The sequence below is a fragment of the Salinibius halmophilus genome, from assembly GCF_003577475.1.
In the GTDB taxonomy this organism is placed as follows: Bacteria; Pseudomonadota; Gammaproteobacteria; order Pseudomonadales; family Natronospirillaceae; genus Salinibius; species Salinibius halmophilus.
The window spans coordinates 210,645-231,685 of sequence record NZ_QPEP01000004.1; the positions used below are offsets into that span (position 1 = coordinate 210,645).

At 48.8% G+C, this 21,041-nt stretch carries 22 protein-coding genes and 3 tRNA genes; 12 read left to right on the forward strand and 13 right to left on the reverse strand.

Annotated features, from left to right (window positions below):
* Positions 1-134 precede the first annotated feature (134 nt).
* Positions 135-932 carry a UDP-2,3-diacylglucosamine diphosphatase gene (locus DUW71_RS05925; RefSeq protein ID WP_158583894.1) on the forward strand — a complete coding sequence of 266 codons (798 nt, stop codon included), beginning with the start codon at positions 135-137 and terminating at the stop codon, positions 930-932.
* A 9-nt stretch (positions 933-941) separates the two neighbouring features.
* On the opposite strand, the gene cysE is transcribed toward DUW71_RS05925, so the two are convergent.
* Both cysE and DUW71_RS05935 read right to left on the reverse strand, forming a co-directional pair.
* Positions 942-1,724: a serine O-acetyltransferase gene (gene cysE / locus DUW71_RS05930; protein WP_119394326.1), complete on the reverse strand. Its 783-nt coding sequence runs from the start codon at positions 1,722-1,724 to the stop codon at positions 942-944.
* 11 nt (positions 1,725-1,735) lie between these two features.
* On the reverse strand, positions 1,736-2,446 hold the full coding sequence (locus DUW71_RS05935) for an RNA methyltransferase (RefSeq protein WP_119394327.1): 711 nt from the start codon (positions 2,444-2,446) through the stop codon (positions 1,736-1,738).
* Positions 2,447-2,545: 99 nt separating this feature from the next.
* On the opposite strand from DUW71_RS05935, the gene DUW71_RS05940 reads away from it, so the two are divergent.
* The 5 genes from DUW71_RS05940 (at position 2,546) to DUW71_RS05965 (ending at position 5,119) form a co-directional block, all read left to right on the forward strand.
* The gene (locus tag DUW71_RS05940; protein ID WP_119394328.1) at positions 2,546-3,316 is read left to right on the forward strand and encodes an inositol monophosphatase family protein; all 771 of its coding nucleotides are present in this window, start codon (positions 2,546-2,548) and stop codon (positions 3,314-3,316) included.
* 416 nt (positions 3,317-3,732) lie between these two features.
* Positions 3,733-3,809 (forward strand) — tRNA-Met (locus DUW71_RS05950).
* Between the two features lie 15 nt (positions 3,810-3,824).
* Positions 3,825-3,899, forward strand: a tRNA-Gln gene (locus DUW71_RS05955).
* A gap of 20 nt (positions 3,900-3,919) precedes the next feature.
* Positions 3,920-3,994 (forward strand) — tRNA-Gln (locus tag DUW71_RS05960).
* 99 nt (positions 3,995-4,093) lie between these two features.
* The gene (locus DUW71_RS05965; protein ID WP_119394330.1) at positions 4,094-5,119 is read left to right on the forward strand and encodes a polysaccharide deacetylase family protein; all 1,026 of its coding nucleotides are present in this window, start codon (positions 4,094-4,096) and stop codon (positions 5,117-5,119) included.
* Positions 5,120-5,371: 252 nt separating this feature from the next.
* Here the strand turns inward: DUW71_RS05965 and DUW71_RS05970 are convergent, their stop codons facing one another.
* From DUW71_RS05970 to DUW71_RS05980, 3 genes are read right to left on the reverse strand one after another with little or no spacing between them, the layout of a single operon-like run.
* Positions 5,372-6,268, reverse strand: coding sequence for a glucosaminidase domain-containing protein (locus DUW71_RS05970; protein WP_199671161.1), 897 nt, complete (start codon positions 6,266-6,268; stop codon positions 5,372-5,374).
* Positions 6,269-6,298: 30 nt separating this feature from the next.
* Positions 6,299-7,672 (reverse strand): hypothetical protein, encoded by a 1,374-nt coding sequence (locus tag DUW71_RS05975; RefSeq protein WP_119394331.1) that lies wholly within the window; start codon positions 7,670-7,672, stop codon positions 6,299-6,301.
* Entirely contained in the window at positions 7,672-7,974 is a 303-nt protein-coding gene (locus DUW71_RS05980; protein WP_158583895.1) for a hypothetical protein, read from the reverse strand. The genes DUW71_RS05975 and DUW71_RS05980 overlap by 1 nt, the downstream gene beginning before the upstream one ends.
* A 339-nt stretch (positions 7,975-8,313) precedes the next feature.
* Between DUW71_RS05980 and miaB the strand changes: the two genes are divergently transcribed.
* Genes miaB through DUW71_RS06000 form a run of 4 tightly spaced genes read left to right on the forward strand, consistent with a single transcriptional unit; the run spans position 8,314 to position 12,043 of the window.
* On the forward strand, positions 8,314-9,681 hold the full coding sequence (gene miaB, locus DUW71_RS05985; protein WP_119394333.1) for a tRNA (N6-isopentenyl adenosine(37)-C2)-methylthiotransferase MiaB: 1,368 nt from the start codon (positions 8,314-8,316) through the stop codon (positions 9,679-9,681).
* A gap of 14 nt (positions 9,682-9,695) precedes the next feature.
* Positions 9,696-10,694, forward strand: a complete 999-nt coding sequence (locus tag DUW71_RS05990; protein ID WP_199671162.1) for a PhoH family protein — start codon at positions 9,696-9,698, stop codon at positions 10,692-10,694.
* A gap of 3 nt (positions 10,695-10,697) precedes the next feature.
* Positions 10,698-11,165: an rRNA maturation RNase YbeY gene (gene ybeY / locus DUW71_RS05995; protein WP_119394335.1), complete on the forward strand. Its 468-nt coding sequence runs from the start codon at positions 10,698-10,700 to the stop codon at positions 11,163-11,165.
* Positions 11,162-12,043 carry an HlyC/CorC family transporter gene (locus DUW71_RS06000; RefSeq protein WP_119394336.1) on the forward strand — a complete coding sequence of 294 codons (882 nt, stop codon included), beginning with the start codon at positions 11,162-11,164 and terminating at the stop codon, positions 12,041-12,043. Before ybeY ends, DUW71_RS06000 begins: the two co-directional genes overlap by 4 nt.
* Positions 12,044-12,117: 74 nt before the next feature.
* On the opposite strand, the gene DUW71_RS06005 is transcribed toward DUW71_RS06000, so the two are convergent.
* The 4 genes from DUW71_RS06005 to pspA are packed head-to-tail and all read right to left on the reverse strand — an operon-like array spanning position 12,118 to position 13,678.
* Positions 12,118-12,336 (reverse strand): hypothetical protein, encoded by a 219-nt coding sequence (locus tag DUW71_RS06005; protein ID WP_119394337.1) that lies wholly within the window; start codon positions 12,334-12,336, stop codon positions 12,118-12,120.
* Positions 12,337-12,385: 49 nt separating this feature from the next.
* On the reverse strand, positions 12,386-12,760 hold the full coding sequence (locus DUW71_RS06010; RefSeq protein ID WP_158583896.1) for a PspC domain-containing protein: 375 nt from the start codon (positions 12,758-12,760) through the stop codon (positions 12,386-12,388).
* Position 12,761: 1 nt separating this feature from the next.
* Positions 12,762-13,004 (reverse strand): envelope stress response membrane protein PspB, encoded by a 243-nt coding sequence (gene pspB / locus DUW71_RS06015; RefSeq protein WP_119394339.1) that lies wholly within the window; start codon positions 13,002-13,004, stop codon positions 12,762-12,764.
* Positions 13,005-13,006: 2 nt separating this feature from the next.
* Positions 13,007-13,678: a phage shock protein PspA gene (pspA, locus tag DUW71_RS06020; RefSeq protein ID WP_119394340.1), complete on the reverse strand. Its 672-nt coding sequence runs from the start codon at positions 13,676-13,678 to the stop codon at positions 13,007-13,009.
* Positions 13,679-13,946: 268 nt separating this feature from the next.
* On the opposite strand from pspA, the gene DUW71_RS06025 reads away from it, so the two are divergent.
* Positions 13,947-14,960, forward strand: a complete 1,014-nt coding sequence (locus DUW71_RS06025) for a sigma 54-interacting transcriptional regulator (RefSeq protein WP_119394341.1) — start codon at positions 13,947-13,949, stop codon at positions 14,958-14,960.
* Between the two features lie 344 nt (positions 14,961-15,304).
* On the opposite strand, the gene DUW71_RS06030 is transcribed toward DUW71_RS06025, so the two are convergent.
* From DUW71_RS06030 to DUW71_RS06040, 3 genes are all read right to left on the reverse strand, one after another.
* On the reverse strand, positions 15,305-17,848 hold the full coding sequence (locus tag DUW71_RS06030; RefSeq protein ID WP_119394342.1) for an efflux RND transporter permease subunit: 2,544 nt from the start codon (positions 17,846-17,848) through the stop codon (positions 15,305-15,307).
* Positions 17,849-17,950: 102 nt separating this feature from the next.
* Entirely contained in the window at positions 17,951-18,382 is a 432-nt protein-coding gene (locus DUW71_RS06035; RefSeq protein WP_158583897.1) for a GNAT family N-acetyltransferase, read from the reverse strand.
* A 19-nt stretch (positions 18,383-18,401) separates the two neighbouring features.
* A complete protein-coding gene (locus DUW71_RS06040) occupies positions 18,402-19,082 on the reverse strand; it encodes a cyclic nucleotide-binding domain-containing protein (protein WP_119394344.1) in 681 nt (226 codons plus the stop codon).
* Positions 19,083-19,236: 154 nt separating this feature from the next.
* Between DUW71_RS06040 and lnt the strand changes: the two genes are divergently transcribed.
* Positions 19,237-20,718: an apolipoprotein N-acyltransferase gene (gene lnt / locus DUW71_RS06045; protein WP_119394345.1), complete on the forward strand. Its 1,482-nt coding sequence runs from the start codon at positions 19,237-19,239 to the stop codon at positions 20,716-20,718.
* Here the strand turns inward: lnt and DUW71_RS06050 are convergent.
* Positions 20,691-21,017, reverse strand: coding sequence for a zinc ribbon-containing protein (locus tag DUW71_RS06050; protein WP_119394346.1), 327 nt, complete (start codon positions 21,015-21,017; stop codon positions 20,691-20,693). The genes lnt and DUW71_RS06050 overlap by 28 nt on opposite strands.
* Positions 21,018-21,041: the final 24 nt, after the last annotated feature.

The following is a 21,041-nucleotide window of genomic DNA, read 5'->3' on the forward strand; positions in this document are numbered from 1 at the left end:
TAAGGAATACTGACCAAAAAGCGAGCAAAAGCAGAAAGCATTATCCATTACACTAAGTCATCAAAGTTTCATCGCCATGCAACATTTAGGTCATGCCCAACCGAAAAACTAGCATTAGCTACTGGAGGTTGATCATGACTCAAAAGCATTTGCGCAGCATTTTTATCTCAGACACCCACCTTGGTAATAAAAATACGCAAGCCAATCACTTGCTGCATTTTTTAGAGACGCACACCTGCGATACCTTGTTTCTCGTCGGTGACATCATCGATCTATGGAAAATGAGCAAAAAGGGACATTGGCCAGCATCACATCAAAAGGTAATGAGTAAGTTTTTTGAGATTGCTGCGAGCGACACCCGAGTCGTTTACATTCCTGGCAACCACGATCCTTTCTTTCGCGAGCTCGCTAACCTACAACTTGGCCATATTGAAGTTTACCAAGAGTACGTGCACACCCTTGCCGATGGTAAGCGCATGCTAATTGTTCATGGTGACTGCTTTGATGGCGACGTGCACTACAACCGCCTTCTGCACAAAATTGGTGATATGTGCTACGACAGCGCCGTTACGATCAACCGCTGGGTTGCCTCATTACGCCAATCACTAGGCTTGAGATATTGGTCTATTTCTACGGCCGTCAAACTGAAGAGTAAAAAAGCCCAAACCTATATCGAGCGCTTTGAACGAGTTGCCGTGGCACGAGCGAAGGCTCGCGGCATGGATGGCATTATTTGTGGCCATATCCACCAAGGCAAGTTGGCTGAAATTGAAGGCATTGTTTATGGCAACGACGGTGACTGGTTGGAAAGCTGCTCAACCATCTTAGAAGCACAAGACGGCAGCCTATCACTACTCCATGTTAGTAAAGGCTACGAGAGCAAAGCGGGCGAGCTAAAACCTCGCCCGGTTATGGCCGCAACCGAAGCTTAACAAGTAGTGCTAGTCACAACCCGAGCGTTTGCGCTTGTCTGACGCCACCAGTTCAGCAAAGTCATCGTCGTTGAGCGGATCAACTTCACCTGGGGCGAACTCATTATTCATGCTCTGCATCGCCTGACACATGCGGTTGATGCGCTCGTCAACGTTGTGCATATGCTCCAACATGGCGCGAATCGCATGCGCCGTCGGGTCTGGCATATCCGCAACACCATAGGCATCGAAGCCGAGCTTCTTCGCCATCTTATTGTGTTCAGCGTCTTTGGTTTTGTCTTTCGGCAGAATAATACGACCAGGCACACCCACACAGGTGGCTCCGGCAGGCACTTCCTTGGTTACCACAGCATTGGAGCCGATGCGCGCCCCTTCATGCACTGTAAACGGCCCTAACACCTTGGCACCAGCCCCGACCACAACGCCATTTTCCAACGTTGGGTGGCGCTTGCCTTTTTGCCAGCTGGTACCACCTAGAGTAACGCCATGGTAAAGCGTCACATCATCACCAATTTCGGCGGTTTCACCAATCACGACTCCCATTCCGTGGTCGATGAAAAAGCGGCGACCAATTCGTGCACCAGGGTGGATTTCAATGCCAGTTAAAAACCGGTTGATATTCGAAATTAAGCGCGAGAACCAAAATAGTCGACATGAATAGAACCAGTGTGCCACACGATGCATCCACAAGGCATGCAAGCCAGGGTAATTGGTTAGCACTTCAAACCAATTACGGGCGGCAGGGTCGCGAGCAAAGACACAGTTGATGTCTTCTCTTAGCCGACTAAACATATTTTGGCTCCTTAGCGTTTTTTCTGGATATGCGCGAGTATGCCACGCAAGATGTTCACTTCACTCTGCTCAAGTTGAGTGCGAGCGAACAATCGCTTCAACCTTATCATAAGGTTGCGTGGGTTATTGGGGTCTAAATAATCGATATCAACCAAGACCTTCTCTAAATGTTGATAAAAGCCATCAACTTGCCCGTTGGTCGCCAATGGCTCATCGGCTGGTTCTGGCACCACACCAGCCAATGCCGCCCTGCGACAAGACCAAGCTAACACTTGCACCGCCATCGCCACATTTAGTGAACTGTAGTCTGGATTAGCCGGTATGTGCACGTGCTTGGTGCATATCGCCAACTCCTCATTGGTCAAACCGCTACTCTCGCGCCCTAACACAATTGCTACGGCACCTGGTTCACTGACGGCAAGCGCTCCCATCTCATCGGGTTCAACGACCGGCCAAGGCAAACTGCGAGTGCGTGCACTCGCGCCAATCACTTGAGTGCAATCCGCAACACCTTGGGCAAGCGTTGAATACACCTTGGCATTTTTAACTACTTCTTCAGCACCTGCGGCAATGGCTAAGGCTTGCTGATCCACCTCGCACTGAGGGTTAATCAGCACCAAATCAGTGAGCCCCATGGTTTTCATCGCGCGAGCCGCAGAGCCGATATTCGCTGCGAGCGTCGTTTCAACCATCACTATGCGTATTTTTGTTAACGCTTCCATTTTTACTTAACCTTTAAACCGTTTGTGCGTATGATACACGCCCTCTTAATTGCACCCTAGCGTGCAATTTGCTCTTGTTTAACAACTTGTTGAGATACCATGCACCCGACGCTGACTATTGCTCTGCGCGCGGCAGAAGCTTTATCTGACCGCCTGCAACACTTACGAAAAGAACTTGCCCAAGCCGATGACGAAGGATTGAGCCCTAAGCAAATCATCAGCAAGGCGATGGATGATGCGGCTTACCGCAGCATTCGTATATTACGAAACGCTTATCCTGATCAACGCATCGAAGTCGTTGGCCGCCCTGAAGCACTGCACGAGCCTGAAAACGAAGCTCGTTCATCATGGTATATCGACATCCTTCAAGGCGAAGCAGATTTCGCTCGTGGCGGCAGCCACTGCTCAACAATTATTTATCAAAAGGCTGGCGACAAAGTTCAGCACGTTTGCATTACCTTCCCGTTTTTAGATGTGCAATATACAGCAACGGCTGGCCGTGGCGCGCAGAAGAATGACCACCGCATTCGTCTGCAATCGCGCGAAAGCCTAAATGGCGGTGTTGTGCAGCTGGATGAGCTGTTAACAAATCTTGCAGTACCAACCGTTGCACAGGGTGCGAGTGTGCGCATTACTGGCAATCCGGTATTGGACCACTGCTTGGTAGCAGAAGGCATCGCCGATGCGGCAATTTCACATACCTTAGATGAACACGAAGCACTTGGCGTTGCCCTATTACTACAAGAGTCAGGCGCGCTAACTGGTAGCATGACTGGTGCGCCACTGCGTTTTGATCGCCCAACATCACTTATTAGTGGTGGCAAACGCCCGTTTATGGCAGCCGTTCAATTAGCGAAAGCAGTAAACTAAGTAGAAGGTACGCGGGCGGATTGCCAGCGGTAGGCGAAAAAGAGGTTGGGCTTCTAATCCTTTAGTAAGCCCCCTCACAGGCTCGGTTAATATTACCGAGCCTTTTTTTTTGTGCTAGCCAAAGACATAACCAAAAGACTAACCATTTTGGTTATGTTACTTGATAAACGGGCATCAAACTATACATCTGCATAGTATTTGATCTATTTAGGCAGCTTATCTAATGCACTTTGAAGCAAACCAGATCCATTGAACTGGCGTAAGGAATCAATACAAGATTGGTGTAGCGAGTTAACCACAGCAGCAAGTACTGCGCATAACGGCTCGATCTCAAATAACTTGTTGATTTCATTAAATAATTTGAAAAAAGTGTTGACACTGAGAAATAGCTCAGTAAGATACGCAGCCGTTGTCGGGGCTACGTAGCTCAGTTGGTTAGAGCGCAGCACTCATAATGCTGAGGTCACTGGTTCAATTCCAGTCGTAGCTACCACCGATCAACAATGGATGGGCTGTCGCCAAGCGGTAAGGCACCGGTTTTTGGTATCGGCATTCCTAGGTTCGAATCCTAGCAGCCCAGCCATCTTTTCTTTGCTCTTTTGTTGGGCTGTCGCCAAGCGGTAAGGCACCGGTTTTTGGTATCGGCATTCCTAGGTTCGAATCCTAGCAGCCCAGCCATTTTCTCTCCCCCCTGATTTGTCAATTCTTGTTACAATGATTATTGTTATCACGATTTCATAAAATCGTATTCACAGATGATTGTTTATAAGGATTGTTATGCGCTTTTTTGCATCACTCGCTTTACTACTCTGCACTTGCGTTAAAGCCGAGCTAGTTATTCTTATGTATCACCATGTTGCCGAGGACACACCTGCCAGCACCAGTGTTACCCCAGAGCAGTTTAACCAGCACCTAGAACTCATCGAATCACTTGAGCTTACCGTCGTTGACCTTGTCGACCATATTGAAGCCATGAAGCGCGGTGACGCGGTACCAGAACGTGCTGTGGCCATTACCTTCGACGATGCCTGGCAAAACATTTACCAAAACGCCCATCCGATGCTGGCAGCAAGAGACTGGCCATACGCAATTTTTGTCAACACTCAGCCAGTGGATCAAGGCCGAAGCAGCAGTATGTCTTGGGACACCCTTCGTACACTGCATAACGCTGGCGTGCGCATTTTAAATCACACCAGTAACCATAAACACTTAGTGCATGATCAGTTCAAAGGCGCAGACTGGCTAGCCAACTCACTAGCAACTATTGAAGAGGCGCAAACACGCTTAGAGCAAGAGTTAGGCGAATTACCACGCTACCTGGCCTATCCCTATGGCGAATACAATACAGCACTTACAGAAGCCCTAGCAGAGCGCGGCTACACAGCATTTGGACAACACTCTGGCGCCGTTGGCACGAATACAGACTGGCTAGCAATTCCTCGATTCCCTGCTGCTGGTATTTATGCCAATACCAATACACTGCGCAACAAGCTACTTAGCCGTCCGTTTCCATTTAGCCAATGGCCAAGCACTGACCCTATTGTTGCAGAAGGACAAACCCTGAGCATCACCCTTCCTTTTGCGGAATCGGTTCCGTTCTACAAAGGCTACCTGCAGTGCTTTTTTGAAGGGGAAACATTGAAGCCTAGCTGGCAGGACAACAGTGCTAGCCTGACGATTGAAGCGGGCGGGCAATATGGCCGACACCGAATCAACTGCACAGCCCCAGCAAGCGCAGGACGTTTCTATTGGTATAGTCAGCCTTATTTAGGCCACCGAGATGGCGTTTTTCCAGATTATTAATCGTTTTTGGCTGAAATGTCCGCAAGCATCCGCTGCGCGAACGACTTACGGACCTACAATCGGGATAGGCCGTAAATAGGGTAGGTCCGTAAATAATGGCGCAGCCATTTTTGCGGACATGTAAGTCCGTACAATAATCGAAGCGTAGGTCCGTAAATAATGGCGCAGCCATTTTTGCGGACATAATTATCTGCGGTGCGGACATGGAAACCCGTACAACAATCGGGGATGCAGCACATCGAGAAGGGCCGTTTAGTCGAGCTCGTCGAAATCGTTTACCCAAATCATATCGCGCAGTTCATCGATGTATTCTACGCCTCTAGCAGAGTACTTTTCTAAGCCACCAGCAAGATGGATACCCGTGATGGTTTCACCTAGGCGCCGCTGCTGAGCACGTAGCTCACGAAGACGGTCATACGCCCAGTGGCGATTCAAGTTTAGGATGTAACCACTGACCGAATCAGCAACGGAGTCGAAGCTTTTCACTTCATAAACCTCACCTTCTGGGCGACCAGTTGGCACGATGCCACAGCCTTCGCTAAAGCACCATTGACCAAAATAGTTATTACCCTCTTCAGCGAAGCGTGAACGCCCCCATGCGCTTTCGTTTGCTGATTGAGCCAATGCTAACGACGGTGGCACAATGTCCATGCGAACAAGCAGACGCTCTCCGGCTTCAATTAACAGCGCATGCTTAGCAGCCGACACATCCGCGCCGTCTGGTAACTCACGCAACTCAGTCAAAAGTTCTTCCGGTACTTCTGCACGATATAGCTCGAGCTGTGATAATAGCCATTCATCTCGCCAAGCTTCTTGTGCTAACAGCGACTGCGCTCGGGACCTATCGGCCAAAATACGTTGGTTTTCAGCACGAACAAGTGGCAACAGCTGCTCAACAAACTTTGTTTTGCTATCACTTTCCAAGTAAGCATACGGCAGTGGCGTTGGCGATGGTTTGGCTGCAGGAGTAGGCACCAAGGTCGGCATCGGCGTTGGCGCACTCGTCGGCGTCACCGTGACAACTGGCGCATCGGCCCAACCATCAGAAACCGGCACTTGTCGACCCGACCAGATTAAAAATATCAGCGCCAGCACTAGCGCTGCCAGCATTAGTAGGACCAAATGGCGACTATCTTTTTGATTTTCCATAGGTAATTTGTTTGCACACCAGCATTCTTTTTAGTGTGCTTTCCTCGGCTTTCTTACAAATGTAAGACCAGATAATAGCACAAAGATTAACCACACTGGCATAGCGCCAGCTGCCTTTTCTGGAGCAGCCACTTGCGGCTTAACAAAATTTAATGTCATCGACAAACCATCTACCACCGCACCATCACCCGATGCGCGAGCTTGCTCATTTGCCTCAAGCAACTCGATGGAAATTGCCACCGACCCTGCACTCGATTGCGTAATGGTTAATGGCAGACTAACTTCGTCAGCTTCGCCCAGTGCGTACAGATCACAATAACCACGACGCGCCGACTCTGTCACACATTGGCTAGGCATGACCAGAACACCCGATGACTGGATGACACGAATGGCAGTGATACCTGCCTGCAGCGCTTTTGCTCGAGAGATTGTCATTTGTACCGACATCTGCTGGCCAGGCGCTGCGTTGGCAGAACTTGGTCGCAACTCCACATACTCGTTTTGCCAAACAACTCCCCATCCCATATCTGCGAGCGCAGCATCAGCAAGCCAAGGGGTTGATTCACGCATATAAAACGGCTGCATGGTTTCTTCTGGTGCAGCGGCATTTACCTTGCTGGAAGAAAAGTGACTTAACGACGACCCACTGCGAACTTGCGCAGGAGCATGCATCGCAACTTTCGATTGACCCGACACAGCAAGTGCACGCGCAGTTGCCAAACGACCATGCCAATAGAGCGCATCGCTTTTAACAGCCTGCACTCTTTGCTGCGGCGACATCGCTGCCAAGTTTTGGCCTGAAAAATCGCTAATGTGGCGAACATAATGATCTGCACCGCCTGCGGCAATATGACCATTACCTAGATCGAGCACCGTAGTGAAACCAAAGCCATGGGCCAGCTCGTGTAAAACCGTTTGGAACAAAGCAAACTGGCCATTTGGTGGCTCGCCTTCACCGTAATACCAAGTATTACCATTAAAACAGCCATTATCGATACTGGCATTGAAGCGAGCCCGAATATCCACTGCACCTGGGACTAAATCTTTACCTGCTAACTGATTGGCTAGGGCAATTGGGTACCAGGTCATTGCCTGTGGCGCACCTTCAAAATCCATCTTGTAACTAAACGGACCAGCCGAACCCAGTACCGCACCAGAGTTGCTACATTCCAGTGCAGAGAAATCAACTTGCACAACAACCGGCTCGCTTATGACTAGCTTATCAGCCCAAACACGGGCGGCACGGCGAAACACATCGGCTCGTTTGGCACCCAGTTCACCAGAGAAGCCCTCACCATATTGCAGAACAACTACCCCACCCTTGCCAGCAATCGCTTCGGCATGCACTGGCGCATTGAAAATAATTGACAACAAAGTTAGCAATAGAGCGATTCGACGCAACATCAGTATTCCTCCACAACCACTTGGCCGTTTTGCATGCGCGCGACAACAACCGTTTGACCACCATCTCCTAGCACCAACATTTTGCCAAACCCTGTTTCCACAATGTCTGCGTCTGATGGCTTCTGGGTGAGCATATCAATTGTGTTATCTAAACGGTTCGCTGCGCTCGCAACAACCTCAGCCGGCGCAACTGCTGATTCGGTAGACGAACGTAGCGTTAAGCGTGGCGGCTGAGCAGTCAATTTGGTCGACTTGGCAACATCCGCTACGTGCTCATTAGACATCTGCGCTAATTTCAGCACAGGTGCCCCTCCAGCCAACACTATCGTTAGCAAAGCTACCAATCCGAATGAGATGTAGAGCACTAGGCGCATAGAACACTCTTTAAGCATACTGATGCCATTAAGAATAGTGCCAACTCTCTACTGACTCTCTAGCCAATAACATTTGCTTACAGTTCGATTACCTAAGCTATTTATTGACGCAAAAACCGTCAATTTATCGACAAGCCACTCACATCGCTCCTTTTTCAATGAACAAATACACAGGTTGCTTGAAATTTATCCAATCAGCTATCGAATAGTCGCAGCGCATTCAGTACAATTCGGCTCCTTTGATTTAGCGAGTAGAGTATCGTCAGCATGGGTAAAAAGCTGTTTATTCAAACACATGGTTGTCAGATGAACGAATACGATTCGGATCGCATCGCTGACCTGTTGAATTCGGAGCAAGGGTTAGAGTTAACAACAAATGCTGAAGAAGCAGACGTATTGCTGCTTAATACCTGCTCAATTCGTGAAAAAGCACAAGAAAAAGTCTTCCACCAATTGGGTCGCTGGAAGGCACTGAAAGAAAAGAACCCTAATCTGAAAATCGGCGTTGGTGGCTGTGTTGCGTCACAAGAAGGCGCAGCAATTAGTGAGCGCGCGCCCTATGTAGATGTTATCTTTGGCCCACAAACGCTGCACCGCGTGCCAGAATTGTTGAACAAATCAGATACGTTAATTGGTACGAGCGGCGGCAAAGGCCAGGTGGCAGCCATAGATGTTACCTTTCCCGAAATTGAAAAATTCGACCACCTACCACCTGCACGCGTAGAGGGTGTCACCGCGTTCGTTTCGGTGATGGAAGGCTGCTCAAAATACTGCACATTCTGCGTGGTACCTTATACGCGTGGCGAAGAGGTGAGCCGCCCGTTTGAAGATGTGCTAGAAGAAGTGGTTCACCTTGCCAACAAAGGGGTTCGGGAAATTAACTTCTTGGGTCAAAACGTTAACGCCTACCGCGGCTTAGACGAAGATGGCAACGAAGTGGACCTAGCAGACTTGATTACTGTTGCGGCGCAAGTCGATGGCATCGACCGCATTCGATTTACCACCTCACACCCAGTTGAGTTTACCGACAGCCTAATTGATGCTTTCCGCGACGTTCCTGAGCTAGTGGCTCATTTACACCTGCCAGTGCAAAGTGGTTCAGACAACATCCTCAAGGCAATGAAGCGCGGGCATACGGCTGCTGAATACCTAGATAAAATTAATCGCATTAAAGCGGCACGCCCAGGCATTAGCCTATCTAGCGACTTTATCGTTGGCTTCCCAGGTGAAACCGAACAAGATTTTGAAGATACCATGAACCTCATTGCGGAAGTGGACTTCGACCACTCTTTCAGTTTTGTTTACTCTGCGCGCCCGGGCACGCCAGCATCAGCACTTGCAGATGAAACACCAGAAGATGTAAAAAAACAGCGATTGCAAATTTTGCAAACCCGTATTCAGCAACAAGCTCGTCGCATTGCCGAGAGCATGGTTGGCAGCATTCAAACCGTTCTAGTGACACACCGCAATGATCGGGATGTAAAAGACTTGAATGGTCGCACGGAAAACAATCGCAGTACTTATTTTGCTTGCGATAACGACGATTTAATCGGTAAGTTCGTACAAGTTCGTATTACCAACGCGTACGCCAATAGCCTACGCGGAGAACTGGTAAACGAAGAACTCGCATATTAACAAGGCAGGTATTGGTGAATTCCAGCATTATTGAAAGCACGACTTTTACCGTTGAGCCAAGCCACCCGGGGCGTTTAGCAAGCTTGTGTGGCTTAGCCAATGACAATCTAAAACTCATAGCCGAGCGATTAAATGTACGCATTCTCAATCGCGGAAATGAGTTTGAAGTAAAAGGCGAGGCAAGTTTTGTTGCCGCCGCTGAGCAACTGCTAAAGACGCTCTATGCAGCCACGGCAGAAGGTAATGAACTCACGCCTGATGATGTACATTTGGCACTTCAACAAGCGAGCGTAGATGCCATGCGAGAAGTGCAGCAGCAACCTAGCGCCGATGACGATGATATCCTGCACGACGATCAGTTGTATGTGGTGCAAACACCCAAGCTACTGGTTCGCCCACGCGGCCCAAACCAAAAACGCTACGTTCACCGAGTTGTGAATCACGACATCAACTTCGGCGTTGGACCTGCAGGTACTGGTAAAACATTTTTAGCCGTTGCTGCAGCAGTGCAAGCCTTAACGCGCGACGAAGTGCAGCGCATACTCTTAGTACGCCCCGCCGTTGAGGCTGGCGAAAAGTTAGGTTTTTTACCTGGCGATTTAAGCCAAAAAGTCGACCCATATCTGCGCCCATTGTACGACGCGCTCTATGAAATGCTTGGATTTGAAAAAGTAGACCGCATGATTGAGCGCAACGTTATTGAAGTTGCCCCGTTGGCATATATGCGCGGTCGCACGCTAAGCCACTCGTTTATTATTCTGGATGAGTCACAAAACACTACTCGAGAACAGATGAAGATGTTCCTCACCCGTATTGGCTTTGGTTCAACAGCCGTCATCACTGGTGACCCGTCGCAAGTTGATTTACCGCGAGGTCAGCAATCTGGGTTAAAACATGCCATCGATGTACTGAGTAATGTTGAAGGCATTAGTTTTACTCATTTTGGTTCAAAAGATGTAGTGCGCCATCCACTTGTACAGCGCATTATTGATGCCTACGATGCAAGTGAGTAACCGATGAGCCAAGTCTACATCGAGCGACAAATTTCGCTTGACGAATTGCCGTCAGATACGCAAATTGAACAATGGATCTCGGCCGTACTAAACGACCAGCAACGCAATGGCGACATTGCTGTACAGATTCTTAGTGCCGACGAGATTCGCGTGTTAAATCGTGATTACCGGGCGAAAGACAAAGCAACCAATGTATTGAGCTTTCCTGCGGAGGCCCCACCTGGGTTGCCAGTGGAAATGTTCGATGAACTGGGAGACTTGTTTGTTTGCGCTGAAGTGGTAAGCGAAGAAGCGCAAGCGCAGAATAAACACTTACACGACCATTGGGCGCACATGATTATTCATGGCACCTTACATTTATTAGGCTACGACCATATTGATGCGGAGGAAGCTGAGGAGATGGAGGCCATAGAGCGCAAGATACTTGCGACCTTTGGTATATCAGATCCTTACTTTGTTGAAAAACTATGAGCGAAGATCGACAGAGTTCATCTGAACGGAAGTCTTTACTAGAGCGCGTGGGCGATTTGTTCTCAAACAACGCCCCTAATGATCAAGAAGCACTCATTGACATTGCGCGCAAGGCAACGGATGAAAAAGTCATCACGGATGAAACGCTCGGAATCATTGAGGGCGCCATTGAAGTAGCTGACTTGCATGTACGCGACATTATGATTCCACGTTTGCAAGTTGTATTCCTCAATCAGAAGCAGAGCATTGAAGAAATGCTGCCTATTTTGATTGAAAGTGCGCACTCTCGGTTTCCACTGTTAAATAGCGACACCGACAAGGTAGAAGGCGTGATTTTGGCAAAGGACATCCTAAGCCTGCTACATACGCATAACTTTGATATGGCAATGGCAAATGCCGACATCGCCTCGATTGTGCGACCACCCTTCTTCGTGCCAGAAAGCAAACGCCTGAACACGCTGCTACGTGAGTTTCGCCGCAACCGCAATCACTTAGCGGTTGTGGTAGACGAGTATGGTGCAATCTCTGGCCTTGTGACCATTGAAGATGTTCTCGAAGAGATTGTTGGCGAGATTGAAGATGAGCACGACGAGAGCGAAGAGCTATGTAATCGCATGGAAGACGGCACCTGGTTAATCCATGCCCTCACACCAATTGAAGAGCTCAACGAACGGCTACATATCGAGTTGTCTGATGAAGAGTTCGACACTATTGGCGGCTTGGTGGTGCAAGCGGTTGGCCATATGCCGCAACGAGGCGAAAAAGTTGTGCTTGGTGGCTGGTTATTTGAAGTGAAAAAAGCCGATAGCCGCCGCGTTCACACGCTTAAGGCAAAACCTGCGGAGTTCGAGGCTGAGGTAACCCCAGAGGCTGTTTAAGATGGCTCGCGACTGATTAGCTTGATTAAGCTAGTTTAGTAAGTAAAAAAATACCGGCGCTCTGCCGGTATTTTTTATTTCAATGCGTCGAATTCTGCTCTCAGTCGGTGCTTACCATCGGTGACCAACTCTTCCAATACCTGCACCCTATCTTCAAGTGCCTGAACTTTAGCCTCTAGTGCCTCGTCCACTTTACCCTTCTGCTGTTTACTACGGGTTTTCATCCAGGTTTCAGCAACCCCAGCGCCGACTGCAATCGCCACAATCAACACCACCATTTCAAACACACCCATCGTAACCTCCCTAGCTATTTGAGTGGGGCCGGGTTTCCCCGGCGTTCAATTAACGAAGTTCGTCGAACTGCTTCTGTAGACGAAATCGATTTGAAGTGACATAACGCTCAACGTTAGCAAGCCGATCATCAATGTCCGCCAATCGCGCTTTAGCTGCCTCAGCCGAACGCGAATATACTGTGTCACTCTTTTGCTTGGTCGGTTCTGTCTTCTCTACCGGCTTGCGCATAACCACTGCCATAATAATATAGGCAATGATCGCCAGCCCGTTAAAAATTAGGAAAGCCACCACAGCTGCAAGCCTTAGCCAACTACTTGGCACATCAAAGTGTTTTGCCAAGCCACCACACACACCAGCCACAACCTTATCTTCACTACTACGATACAGCTCATGCTGGCGACAATTATTTCGATACCTGTTCATCTTAGCGCTCCTCTCGCCAATGCGAGTCACGATCATCTAAAAGTTCTTCAATAACCAGCATTCTCTCGGCCATACGATCAATTTGCTGGTAGAGCGCACCGAGCTCTTCCGATTGAGCCGTGGCGCGCTGCTTGGCTGCTTGTTTTGGCTTCACTACGTAGTGCATCACGATAAGTATCGGCAGTACGAAGGCGACAAATATCACCAAGGGTACAAACAGTAACAGCCAAACGAACACGCTCATGATCAACTATCCTTTTTAATTTCCGATTTCATTTTGGCCAGCTGCTCATCCACTCGATCTTTGTTTTGCAAATCAGCAAACTCTTGTTCAAGTGTCGAGCGCTCAGATCGACCCAGGTCTTGTGCTTCAATTTCACCTTCCATTCGATCAATACGACGCTCGTAATGATCAAAACGCTCGAAGGCTCGCTCTAGTGCATCGCGATTCGTCTGGCGACGCACTTCCGCCTTATGCTGCACTGAATTAACACGACGTACCAATGATTTTTGCTTGGCACGTGCATCATCTAACTTAGTTTGCAGCTGGCGGATCTCTTCATCAAGAGATGCCAAATGATCATCGACATCTTTCATGTCTTTTTGTGCTGCTTCCAGTTCATCTTGCAATAACTGCTGCTCAGCAATGGCAGCGCGTGCAAGATCTTCACGATCACGTTCAAGTGCTAGCTTAGCTTTTGCTTGCCAATCATCACTTTCAGCTTGCAAACGATCGATGCGGCGCACGATTGCTTTGCGGTCGGCAAGCAAGCGAGCCGAGCTAGAGCGCACCTCTACCAAGGTTTCTTCCATCTCTTGAATGATCATGCGGATCATTTTTTGCGGGTCTTCTGCTTTATCGAGCAACGCCGTCAAGTTCGAATTTACAATATCAGTTAAGCGAGAAAAGATGCCCATTTTGGACCTCCAATGTTCAATGTTGTGTTGGACTCGTTCGGCACCAGCTCGTTAAATCAACATAATGAGTAGCTCCGACAATCACATCTTTGCGAAAGGCGTGCCAGTTTTTATTTATCATCCCAAAAAACCTGTCAAACCCAGAAATTATGAGGGGTTTAGCGCACCTTACTCATATTCCACATACTTAACGAGCCCATATTCAATTTGACCAATTAGTCGATTTGACTAAAAATAGCTGAACCTACCAGTTAAAAAGCATCGCACTATGAAGCAAGAACAAAGGATGATTGGCCACAGCTTAGCGCTGAGCGAAACGCTTGAGCAAGTCACCCGGTTAGCGCCGATTAATCGCCCCGTGATGATTCTTGGCGAGCGAGGCACAGGTAAAGAGCTCATTGCAGAGCGCCTGCACTTTTTATCACAACGCTGGGATGAAGAGTTTATCAAGCTTAACTGTGCAGCCTTTAGCGAAAATCTATTAGATGCAGAGCTATTTGGCCACGACAGTGGTGCCTTTACCGGCGCCACAAAATCGCGCGCTGGCGTATTTGAGCGCGCTCATGGTGGCAGCTTGTTGTTGGATGAACTAGGCACGATGGATGCAAGAGTACAAGAAAAGCTCTTACGCGTTATTGAATATGGCGAACTCACACGCCTAGGTGGTCAACAAGCCCGTAGCGTAGACGTGCGTCTAATCACCTCGACCAATGAAAATCTAGAGCAAGCCATGGATGAAGGCAGATTTAGAGCAGATTTAATTGATCGCTTAACCTTCGCCGTGATTCATGTGCCACCACTGCGCGAGCGTAAAGACGATATTCCCGACCTCGCTGATCATTTTGCCATGAAGATGGCCATTGAGCTTGGTCACGAACAGTTTAGTGGCTTCTCCTCCACTGCCATGGAACAGCTTATGGACTGGCATTGGCCGGGCAATATTCGCGAGCTTAAAAATACCATCGAGCGCAGTGTTGCCCTAAATGACGACCCTAGCGAACCGGTTGAACACATCTTGCTAGATCCGCTGCGCAAACCGAACACAGGCAGCACCTCTGCTAGCACCGAAGGAAACACTAAGCTTGAATTACCTGAACAAATCGACTTTCAGCAGCATATCGCCGAGTACGAACAAGCAGTTGTTTACCAAATATTTCGCCGCCAGCAAGGCAACCAACAGACCACCGCCGACGCCCTCGGCCTCACCTATCACCAACTAAGAGCCTGGTTTAAACGCCACAACATCCAACCCAAAAATTGGGTAAGACCTAAAAACGCATGAGATGCGTTTTTAGGTCTTACGACAGCACATGGACGTGCTGGCTGGGAGCCCCCACAAGGACGTTTGCCCCGTAAGTAATTGCGAAGCAATTGCGCCATAACGTGGTGGCGCGTAGCGCCAACAAACGCATAATATGCGTTTGTAGCGACGAACGCCTGGCCAACGGACGGCCAGGCCGGGAGCCCCTACCATGGACGGACAGCCCCGTAAGTAATTGCGAAGCAATTGCGCCATAACACGGTGGCGCGCATCAGGCGTAGGTTTCACGAACCGAAGGTTCGGGAAACATTGTCCGGTGGCGATACAAGTTGCCCGGCGCGAACGCGCCGTACAACCCACAAAACCTATTTAAACGGCTTCACCAATACAATCAACCTTGGTAACAATGTCAAAGCGCCGACCAATGCAATCAACATGGCAATCGAGGTGAGCAAGCCAAAATAAATGGTTGGTTTGAAGTTCGATAGCATCAAAATCGAGAAGCCGGCGATAATGGTTAAACTGGTATAGAACATGGCTTTACCAATGGTATCGTGGCAGCGCAGCAAGGTCTCATGGTAGTCACCAATTTTGGCAAACTCGCGTTTAAAGCGCACAATGTAGTGAATTGTGTTATCCACAGCGATGCCGATGGTGATAGAAGCGATAGTAATGGTCATCATGTCTAGCGGAATGCCAGCCCAGCCCATTACCCCGAGCACGAACAACGCAGCAATGGCATTGGGCACCATGCCAATAACGGCAATCTTCCACGAGCGAAACAGCACGATAAACATCACAAAGATACCGAACATCACAGCACTAAGCGTACTGATTTGCGACTGATATAGGCTTTGCAACATATTGTTATAGAGCACCATCATGCCCGACAGCTGCACGCGCTCTGCATTAATACCTGCAGCCTCAGGTAGCGCTTGTTGCATACGCTTTAAAAACTCATCTCGCTTTAAATCTGGTGAAGAGTCGAGAATACGTACCGAAATTCTGGCTTCGCTGGCTTCAACGTTCACATATGGATCCACCACCAACTCTTTGAACTCATCAGGAATCAATGAGTAGAGCAGTGCCAACTGCAAGTTACTCAGTGGCTCACCGTCATTAAAGTCTTCGGCAATCTCCATCATGGTTGCCAACGATAACACCTTGCCCGTTTCAGGCTGAGCATCGAGGTAGTCGTGCACGGCTTTAATCACGTTGATTTTATCTTGGGTAAACCAGTACTTGGATTCATCCTCTTCTTCACCGGTGGCAAACGGGTCAGCACCAACAGGATCGTCACCAAAGGGATCGTCGGCAAACGGGTCATCAGCAAAAGCATCACCAAACTCATCATCCACCGTCTGTTCTGGTGATTGCACAACGACAACTGGCTTGTCAGCTTCAGGGAAACTAATGATGACTTCAAGTGGCGTAGTACCACCCAAACGCTCGTCAATGACCGACATACCTCGGTATATTTCTGTTTTTTCGTTGAAATAATCGATAAAGCTGTTTTCAACAATTAACTTGTTTACCCCTATTATGGTGAAGCCAGTCATGAACACAGCAACCAAAATAACACTACCACCATAGCGCGTAGAAATACGGGCCAACCATCCGGTTAGCGGTGCACCTTTGCTACGCTCGGCCACCTTGGCATTTTTGCCAAGAATCAGCAGTACAGCAGGGAAAAGAGTGAACGCAATGAGATACGCCACCACGATACCCAAGGTCATCATCCAGCCAAAATTGATAACCGGTCGAATCCCACTGAAGGCAAGTGAAATAAACGCGACTGCCGTAGTGAGCGCCATATAAAAACAAGGTAACCAAATGGTTTTTACTGTATCTGCCACTAAAGCTTCTTGCGTGTCACTAGGTCGGCGCCTGAGCAACTCGCGGTAGCGAACAATCTGGTGAATGAGCATAGAGAGTGTCAAAATCAGCAACAACGAAATAAAGTTTGAGCTAATCACTGTTACTGGCCAAGCAAACAACCCTAATATACCCAGCATCCACACCACAACCATAGAACAAGACACCAACGGCAATAGCACCCACCTAAGATGCCTAAAAATTAGCAATAAGGTGATGACTAAGAAGACCAGTATACCCATGCCGAAGTTAACTAAGTCTTTGCGAACAAAGGTCATGATGTCATCGGCAAGCATTGGCACCCCACCAAGATGAAGCTCAGCCTGCTCGTCATAGCCGTCCATTATGGCTCGAACTTGCTCAATAATTTGATGGTGCTTTTCGGCATTAATGGCAATTTGAGCACGCACTAACTCATTTAGGGTTTGTAAGTTCTGCCGTTCAGTGCTAGTAAGCGCTCGCTCCATCTTGGCATCCAGCAATGGCGCTCGGGTTTCTAGTAAGCGCTGATACACTTCATCAACAGGGAAGTTAATTTGCAGCGCAGTGGTATTTTCTTCCAAGTTGAGCAACAAGTTAACGTATAGCGGGCTATTCGATAGCTCCTGTCGGCCTAGTGACTTGTCAGCCTCGGGGTCTTCTAACGTCTTTATGTTGCCGACTAGTTCAGTTAGGGGCACAGGTGGGTTTTGCAATAACGGCACATCGAGCACCGACAACACCGACTCAACCCCCTCAACTTGGCGAATTTCATCACGCAGTGCCTGCAGCGATGCCAAAGACTCATCACTAAACAATGCGCTATTTGGGGTATAAGTAAGCACCAAAAAATCTTGCGAACCATAGCGGTCAGATACTTCGCGGTAGAGTTTTAAATCGGGGTCATTCTCTAGCACCAGCGACTCAGCCGATGCGTCTAATTGGAAGTTACGTGCCTGCCAGGCAAAAAGCACCGTGAGGATGGTGAGCAATACAATAACCGCTCTAGGACGGTCAAATACAGCAGCTTTATATAGGTTCCAAATCACGAACATTGCACTCACAATTCTTAAACCGCATCAGCATACGGGTTAAAGATGAAGGATTCACTAACACTATACGCATAGCTGCTGTGCCTAGCGTGCAAAAACTCACTTTTAGTATGAAATTGGCATACTTAGGTACACTCTATGATCACTTGGCACTGATTTTTTCTTCAGTTCACTGATATAAAAACCCTGAGACAATAAAAACTGGATCATATTGGTAAAACCATTACTGGTGCGCATTTCAACGGCATCGAACTGTTCGGATTGCGCCCATTGCGACATCTGGCTCAATAGACTCGTGGCAATACCGAGGCGTCGGCTAGCAGGGTCAACACCGCATAGGTAACCTAAGAGCACGTTTGGATCGCGCTCATAAGCAATCATAAAGCCTTGCACCGAATTATTAACTTCCGCCACCAGTATTAAATGGCGACGGCCGTGCAACCTTGCAGAGAGATCTTGCATCGACTCCACGTCATAGAATTCAGGGATTGTGCTCGCCACCGAAAGCGCTTCTGCTAGCGATCCTTGGCGTATCATTAATCCTTCAATGCGCGGGTTAACCATTGTCGAAGTCTCTCAGAATTGGGATATCGTCATCTTGCTGGCGCAACCAGTTTTTCCAATCGCGCAGCAAGTCTGCAATGACTGTACACTGCAACACCAAAGATTCAATCTGTTTATTGGTTTGCGTCTGCGCCAACGCAATGGGTATTTCACCCATACGGCTAGCGTGTGGGCAATCTGGATAACGGCTACGATATTGATCAACTCGCCAGCGAGCATTGTTGGCGATTAGTCGCAACAGTGACACCTTGGTTTCGGGGTGAATCAAGCCAGGCATCACCCCACGCCCCAACACAGCATGCTCAACGCCTAACAGCAATGCACGTCCAACCGTTTCATCCACCGCCACCGAGCCGGTAGCAGGCTGATCAGCCGCAAGCTCAAGTGCGCCAATAACTTGGCCTGGACTAACAATGCTAACCGGTGCGATGTCTTCAACATCCTCGTCAGGATATACCAGCAACTGGCCGCGTAGTAAAAAGTACAGGGTATCCACCTGACTACCACGAGTGGTAATTTGCTCGCCTGGATCAGCCTCATACAGGTGACTAGCCCCAAGTATCAACTCGGCTTCAAGCGGGTTGTCTTCCTTTAATGTTCGAATAAATGATATCCCACTTAGCAAGAACTCTAATTGCTCTTTGGGATACTGGGTTAACGGCAGCTGGCGCATACACGACTCTTTTATAATTGTTGTGGTCAACAGTATAGTCACAGTTTGGCAAAGCTGAATATTGTGGTGCGCGATCAAAATCAGGCATCGTCAAATCAACCAACCATCATTACAATGCATCGACAAAACAGCATTTAAGCATTAGGGAATCGCTATGCGTTGGCACTATGCAGCTCTACCCATCGTAGGTCTTAGCTTCGCGCTAATCTTCGCGCCATTCAATCTTTGGTTTTTAGCTCTACCACTGTTAGTTGTTAGTCAGTGGTTGTTCCATCGTTGTCAGCGTAGTTTGTTAGCTGGCTGGTTGTTTGGATTTGGTTTTTTTGCCAGTGGCATTTCCTGGGTATATGGCTCCATGCGAGTATCCGAGACGGCTGTTTGGCTATCGTTGGTACTGACAGGGTTATTTGTTGCAGGCTTAGCATTTTTGTTTGTAGCGCAGTTTTATCTAGCGAAACAAGTGAACCAACGCCTATCGGTAAGCTGGGGCTTTCCACTTGTTTGGTTGTTGTTCGAGTGGGTGCGGGAATGGTTGTTTACCGGCCTGCCGTGGCTATTTCTTGGCTACTCGCAAACCCATGCGTGGTTGCAGGGCTGGCTGCCTGTCATCGGCGTGATCGGGGTGTCTGCTTTGTTGCTGTTGGCAAGCCACGGGTTCTATCGCTTTATTTTTTACCGCCAGTGGTATGTCGCTGCTCTGGCGCTGCTGATATTCACCACCGGCCCTATGATGCGCCAGTTCGAATGGACTCACGAAGTTGGCACGGCTGAAATTGCCCTCGTGCAGAACAATTTTGACCAACGCAGCAAATGGATGGCGCAAAATACGCAGTCTAACGTCGACATTAATGAACGGCTAAACCAGCAAGTACTCGATGCCGACTTAATTGTTTGGCCCGAAACCGCCATCACTGCAACAAACTGGCAAGCGCGAAGTTACCTAGCAGGCCTAGACCGCCGCATGCGTAATGCCGACACCGCCGTCATTGCGGGATTACCGTTTATGAAAGAAAGTGAGGCGGGCAACCAGATCTTCAATAGCGTGCAAGCGTTTGGCAATGCTAGTGGTAGCTACGACAAACAACGGCTCGTGCCATTTGGTGAGTTCATGCCATTTGAAGCGCAACTGCGAGGGTTAATCGACTTTTTTGATTTGCCAATGTCTGATTTCAGCCGTGGCAGTGATCAGCAAAGCCCTATGCAATGGCGCCACAATGGCAATGTTTACCCACTGAGCACCCTGATTTGCTACGAAGTTGCTTATGCCAGCACCGCGCGCGCTGGTATTTCTGGCAACACACCAGTTTTATTAACCGTCTCAAATGATGCTTGGTTTGGCGAAAGCTTAGGCCCGCATCAGCATCGCCAAATTGCCATTGCCCGGGGCATTGAGAACGGACGTTGGACGGTTCGAGCTACTCAAACTGGGCAGTCGTTCATTGCCGACCAATGGGGACAAACTAAATTATCCCTGGCGAGCTTTGAGGAGGGTGCTGCCAGCGCACGCGTAGAACTGCGCCACGGCCAAACCCTATACAATCGCATAGGCCATGGCTGGTTGATTATTGCTAGCCTGCTGCTTATTGTAGCCACAGCAGGCTATCGTTTTTACTCTGCTAAAGTTGGTCCACGATAATCATATTCAGCATGCGAGCAGGCAACGCAGGGTTCTAATAGCCGTGGGGTTTTGAGTGTTAGGTGTTCGCCACAGTTTCGGCAGGTTAATACCCCAGCTGGCGCGCGTTCACCGACACTGAAATGGTCTAAATCGCCGTCGGCAATGCGAGCCAAAAAATGCTGCCAGTCTAACTGGGTTGGGTCCGCACCCTCCACCACATATGCATGCAGCTGCTCACTCATTGCATCTGGGTCAATCTCTAGCCAGCGAGCAAAGCCTGCGACTGCGTCTTCTAATAGTTTGGTAAACTGACTCATAAGCACCTCCTCAACTTCTTAATT

Bases quoted from the DNA above. Each gene is read 5' to 3' on its own strand.
- DUW71_RS05925 (WP_158583894.1), top strand. From the start codon at position 135: ATGACTCAAAAGCATTTGCGCAGCATTTTTATCTCAGACACCCACCTT.
- cysE (WP_119394326.1), bottom strand. From the start codon at position 1,724: ATGTTTAGTCGGCTAAGAGAAGACATCAACTGTGTCTTTGCTCGCGAC.
- DUW71_RS05935 (WP_119394327.1), bottom strand. From the start codon at position 2,446: ATGGAAGCGTTAACAAAAATACGCATAGTGATGGTTGAAACGACGCTC.
- DUW71_RS05940 (WP_119394328.1), top strand. From the start codon at position 2,546: ATGCACCCGACGCTGACTATTGCTCTGCGCGCGGCAGAAGCTTTATCT.
- DUW71_RS05965 (WP_119394330.1), top strand. From the start codon at position 4,094: ATGCGCTTTTTTGCATCACTCGCTTTACTACTCTGCACTTGCGTTAAA.
- DUW71_RS05970 (WP_199671161.1), bottom strand. From the start codon at position 6,268: ATGGAAAATCAAAAAGATAGTCGCCATTTGGTCCTACTAATGCTGGCA.
- DUW71_RS05975 (WP_119394331.1), bottom strand. From the start codon at position 7,672: ATGTTGCGTCGAATCGCTCTATTGCTAACTTTGTTGTCAATTATTTTC.
- miaB (WP_119394333.1), top strand. From the start codon at position 8,314: ATGGGTAAAAAGCTGTTTATTCAAACACATGGTTGTCAGATGAACGAA.
- ybeY (WP_119394335.1), top strand. From the start codon at position 10,698: ATGAGCCAAGTCTACATCGAGCGACAAATTTCGCTTGACGAATTGCCG.
- DUW71_RS06000 (WP_119394336.1), top strand. From the start codon at position 11,162: ATGAGCGAAGATCGACAGAGTTCATCTGAACGGAAGTCTTTACTAGAG.
- DUW71_RS06005 (WP_119394337.1), bottom strand. From the start codon at position 12,336: ATGGGTGTGTTTGAAATGGTGGTGTTGATTGTGGCGATTGCAGTCGGC.
- DUW71_RS06010 (WP_158583896.1), bottom strand. From the start codon at position 12,760: ATGAACAGGTATCGAAATAATTGTCGCCAGCATGAGCTGTATCGTAGT.
- pspB (WP_119394339.1), bottom strand. From the start codon at position 13,004: ATGAGCGTGTTCGTTTGGCTGTTACTGTTTGTACCCTTGGTGATATTT.
- pspA (WP_119394340.1), bottom strand. From the start codon at position 13,678: ATGGGCATCTTTTCTCGCTTAACTGATATTGTAAATTCGAACTTGACG.
- DUW71_RS06025 (WP_119394341.1), top strand. From the start codon at position 13,947: ATGAAGCAAGAACAAAGGATGATTGGCCACAGCTTAGCGCTGAGCGAA.
- DUW71_RS06030 (WP_119394342.1), bottom strand. From the start codon at position 17,848: ATGTTCGTGATTTGGAACCTATATAAAGCTGCTGTATTTGACCGTCCT.
- DUW71_RS06035 (WP_158583897.1), bottom strand. From the start codon at position 18,382: ATGATACGCCAAGGATCGCTAGCAGAAGCGCTTTCGGTGGCGAGCACA.
- DUW71_RS06040 (WP_119394344.1), bottom strand. From the start codon at position 19,082: ATGCGCCAGCTGCCGTTAACCCAGTATCCCAAAGAGCAATTAGAGTTC.
- lnt (WP_119394345.1), top strand. From the start codon at position 19,237: ATGCGTTGGCACTATGCAGCTCTACCCATCGTAGGTCTTAGCTTCGCG.
- DUW71_RS06050 (WP_119394346.1), bottom strand. From the start codon at position 21,017: ATGAGTCAGTTTACCAAACTATTAGAAGACGCAGTCGCAGGCTTTGCT.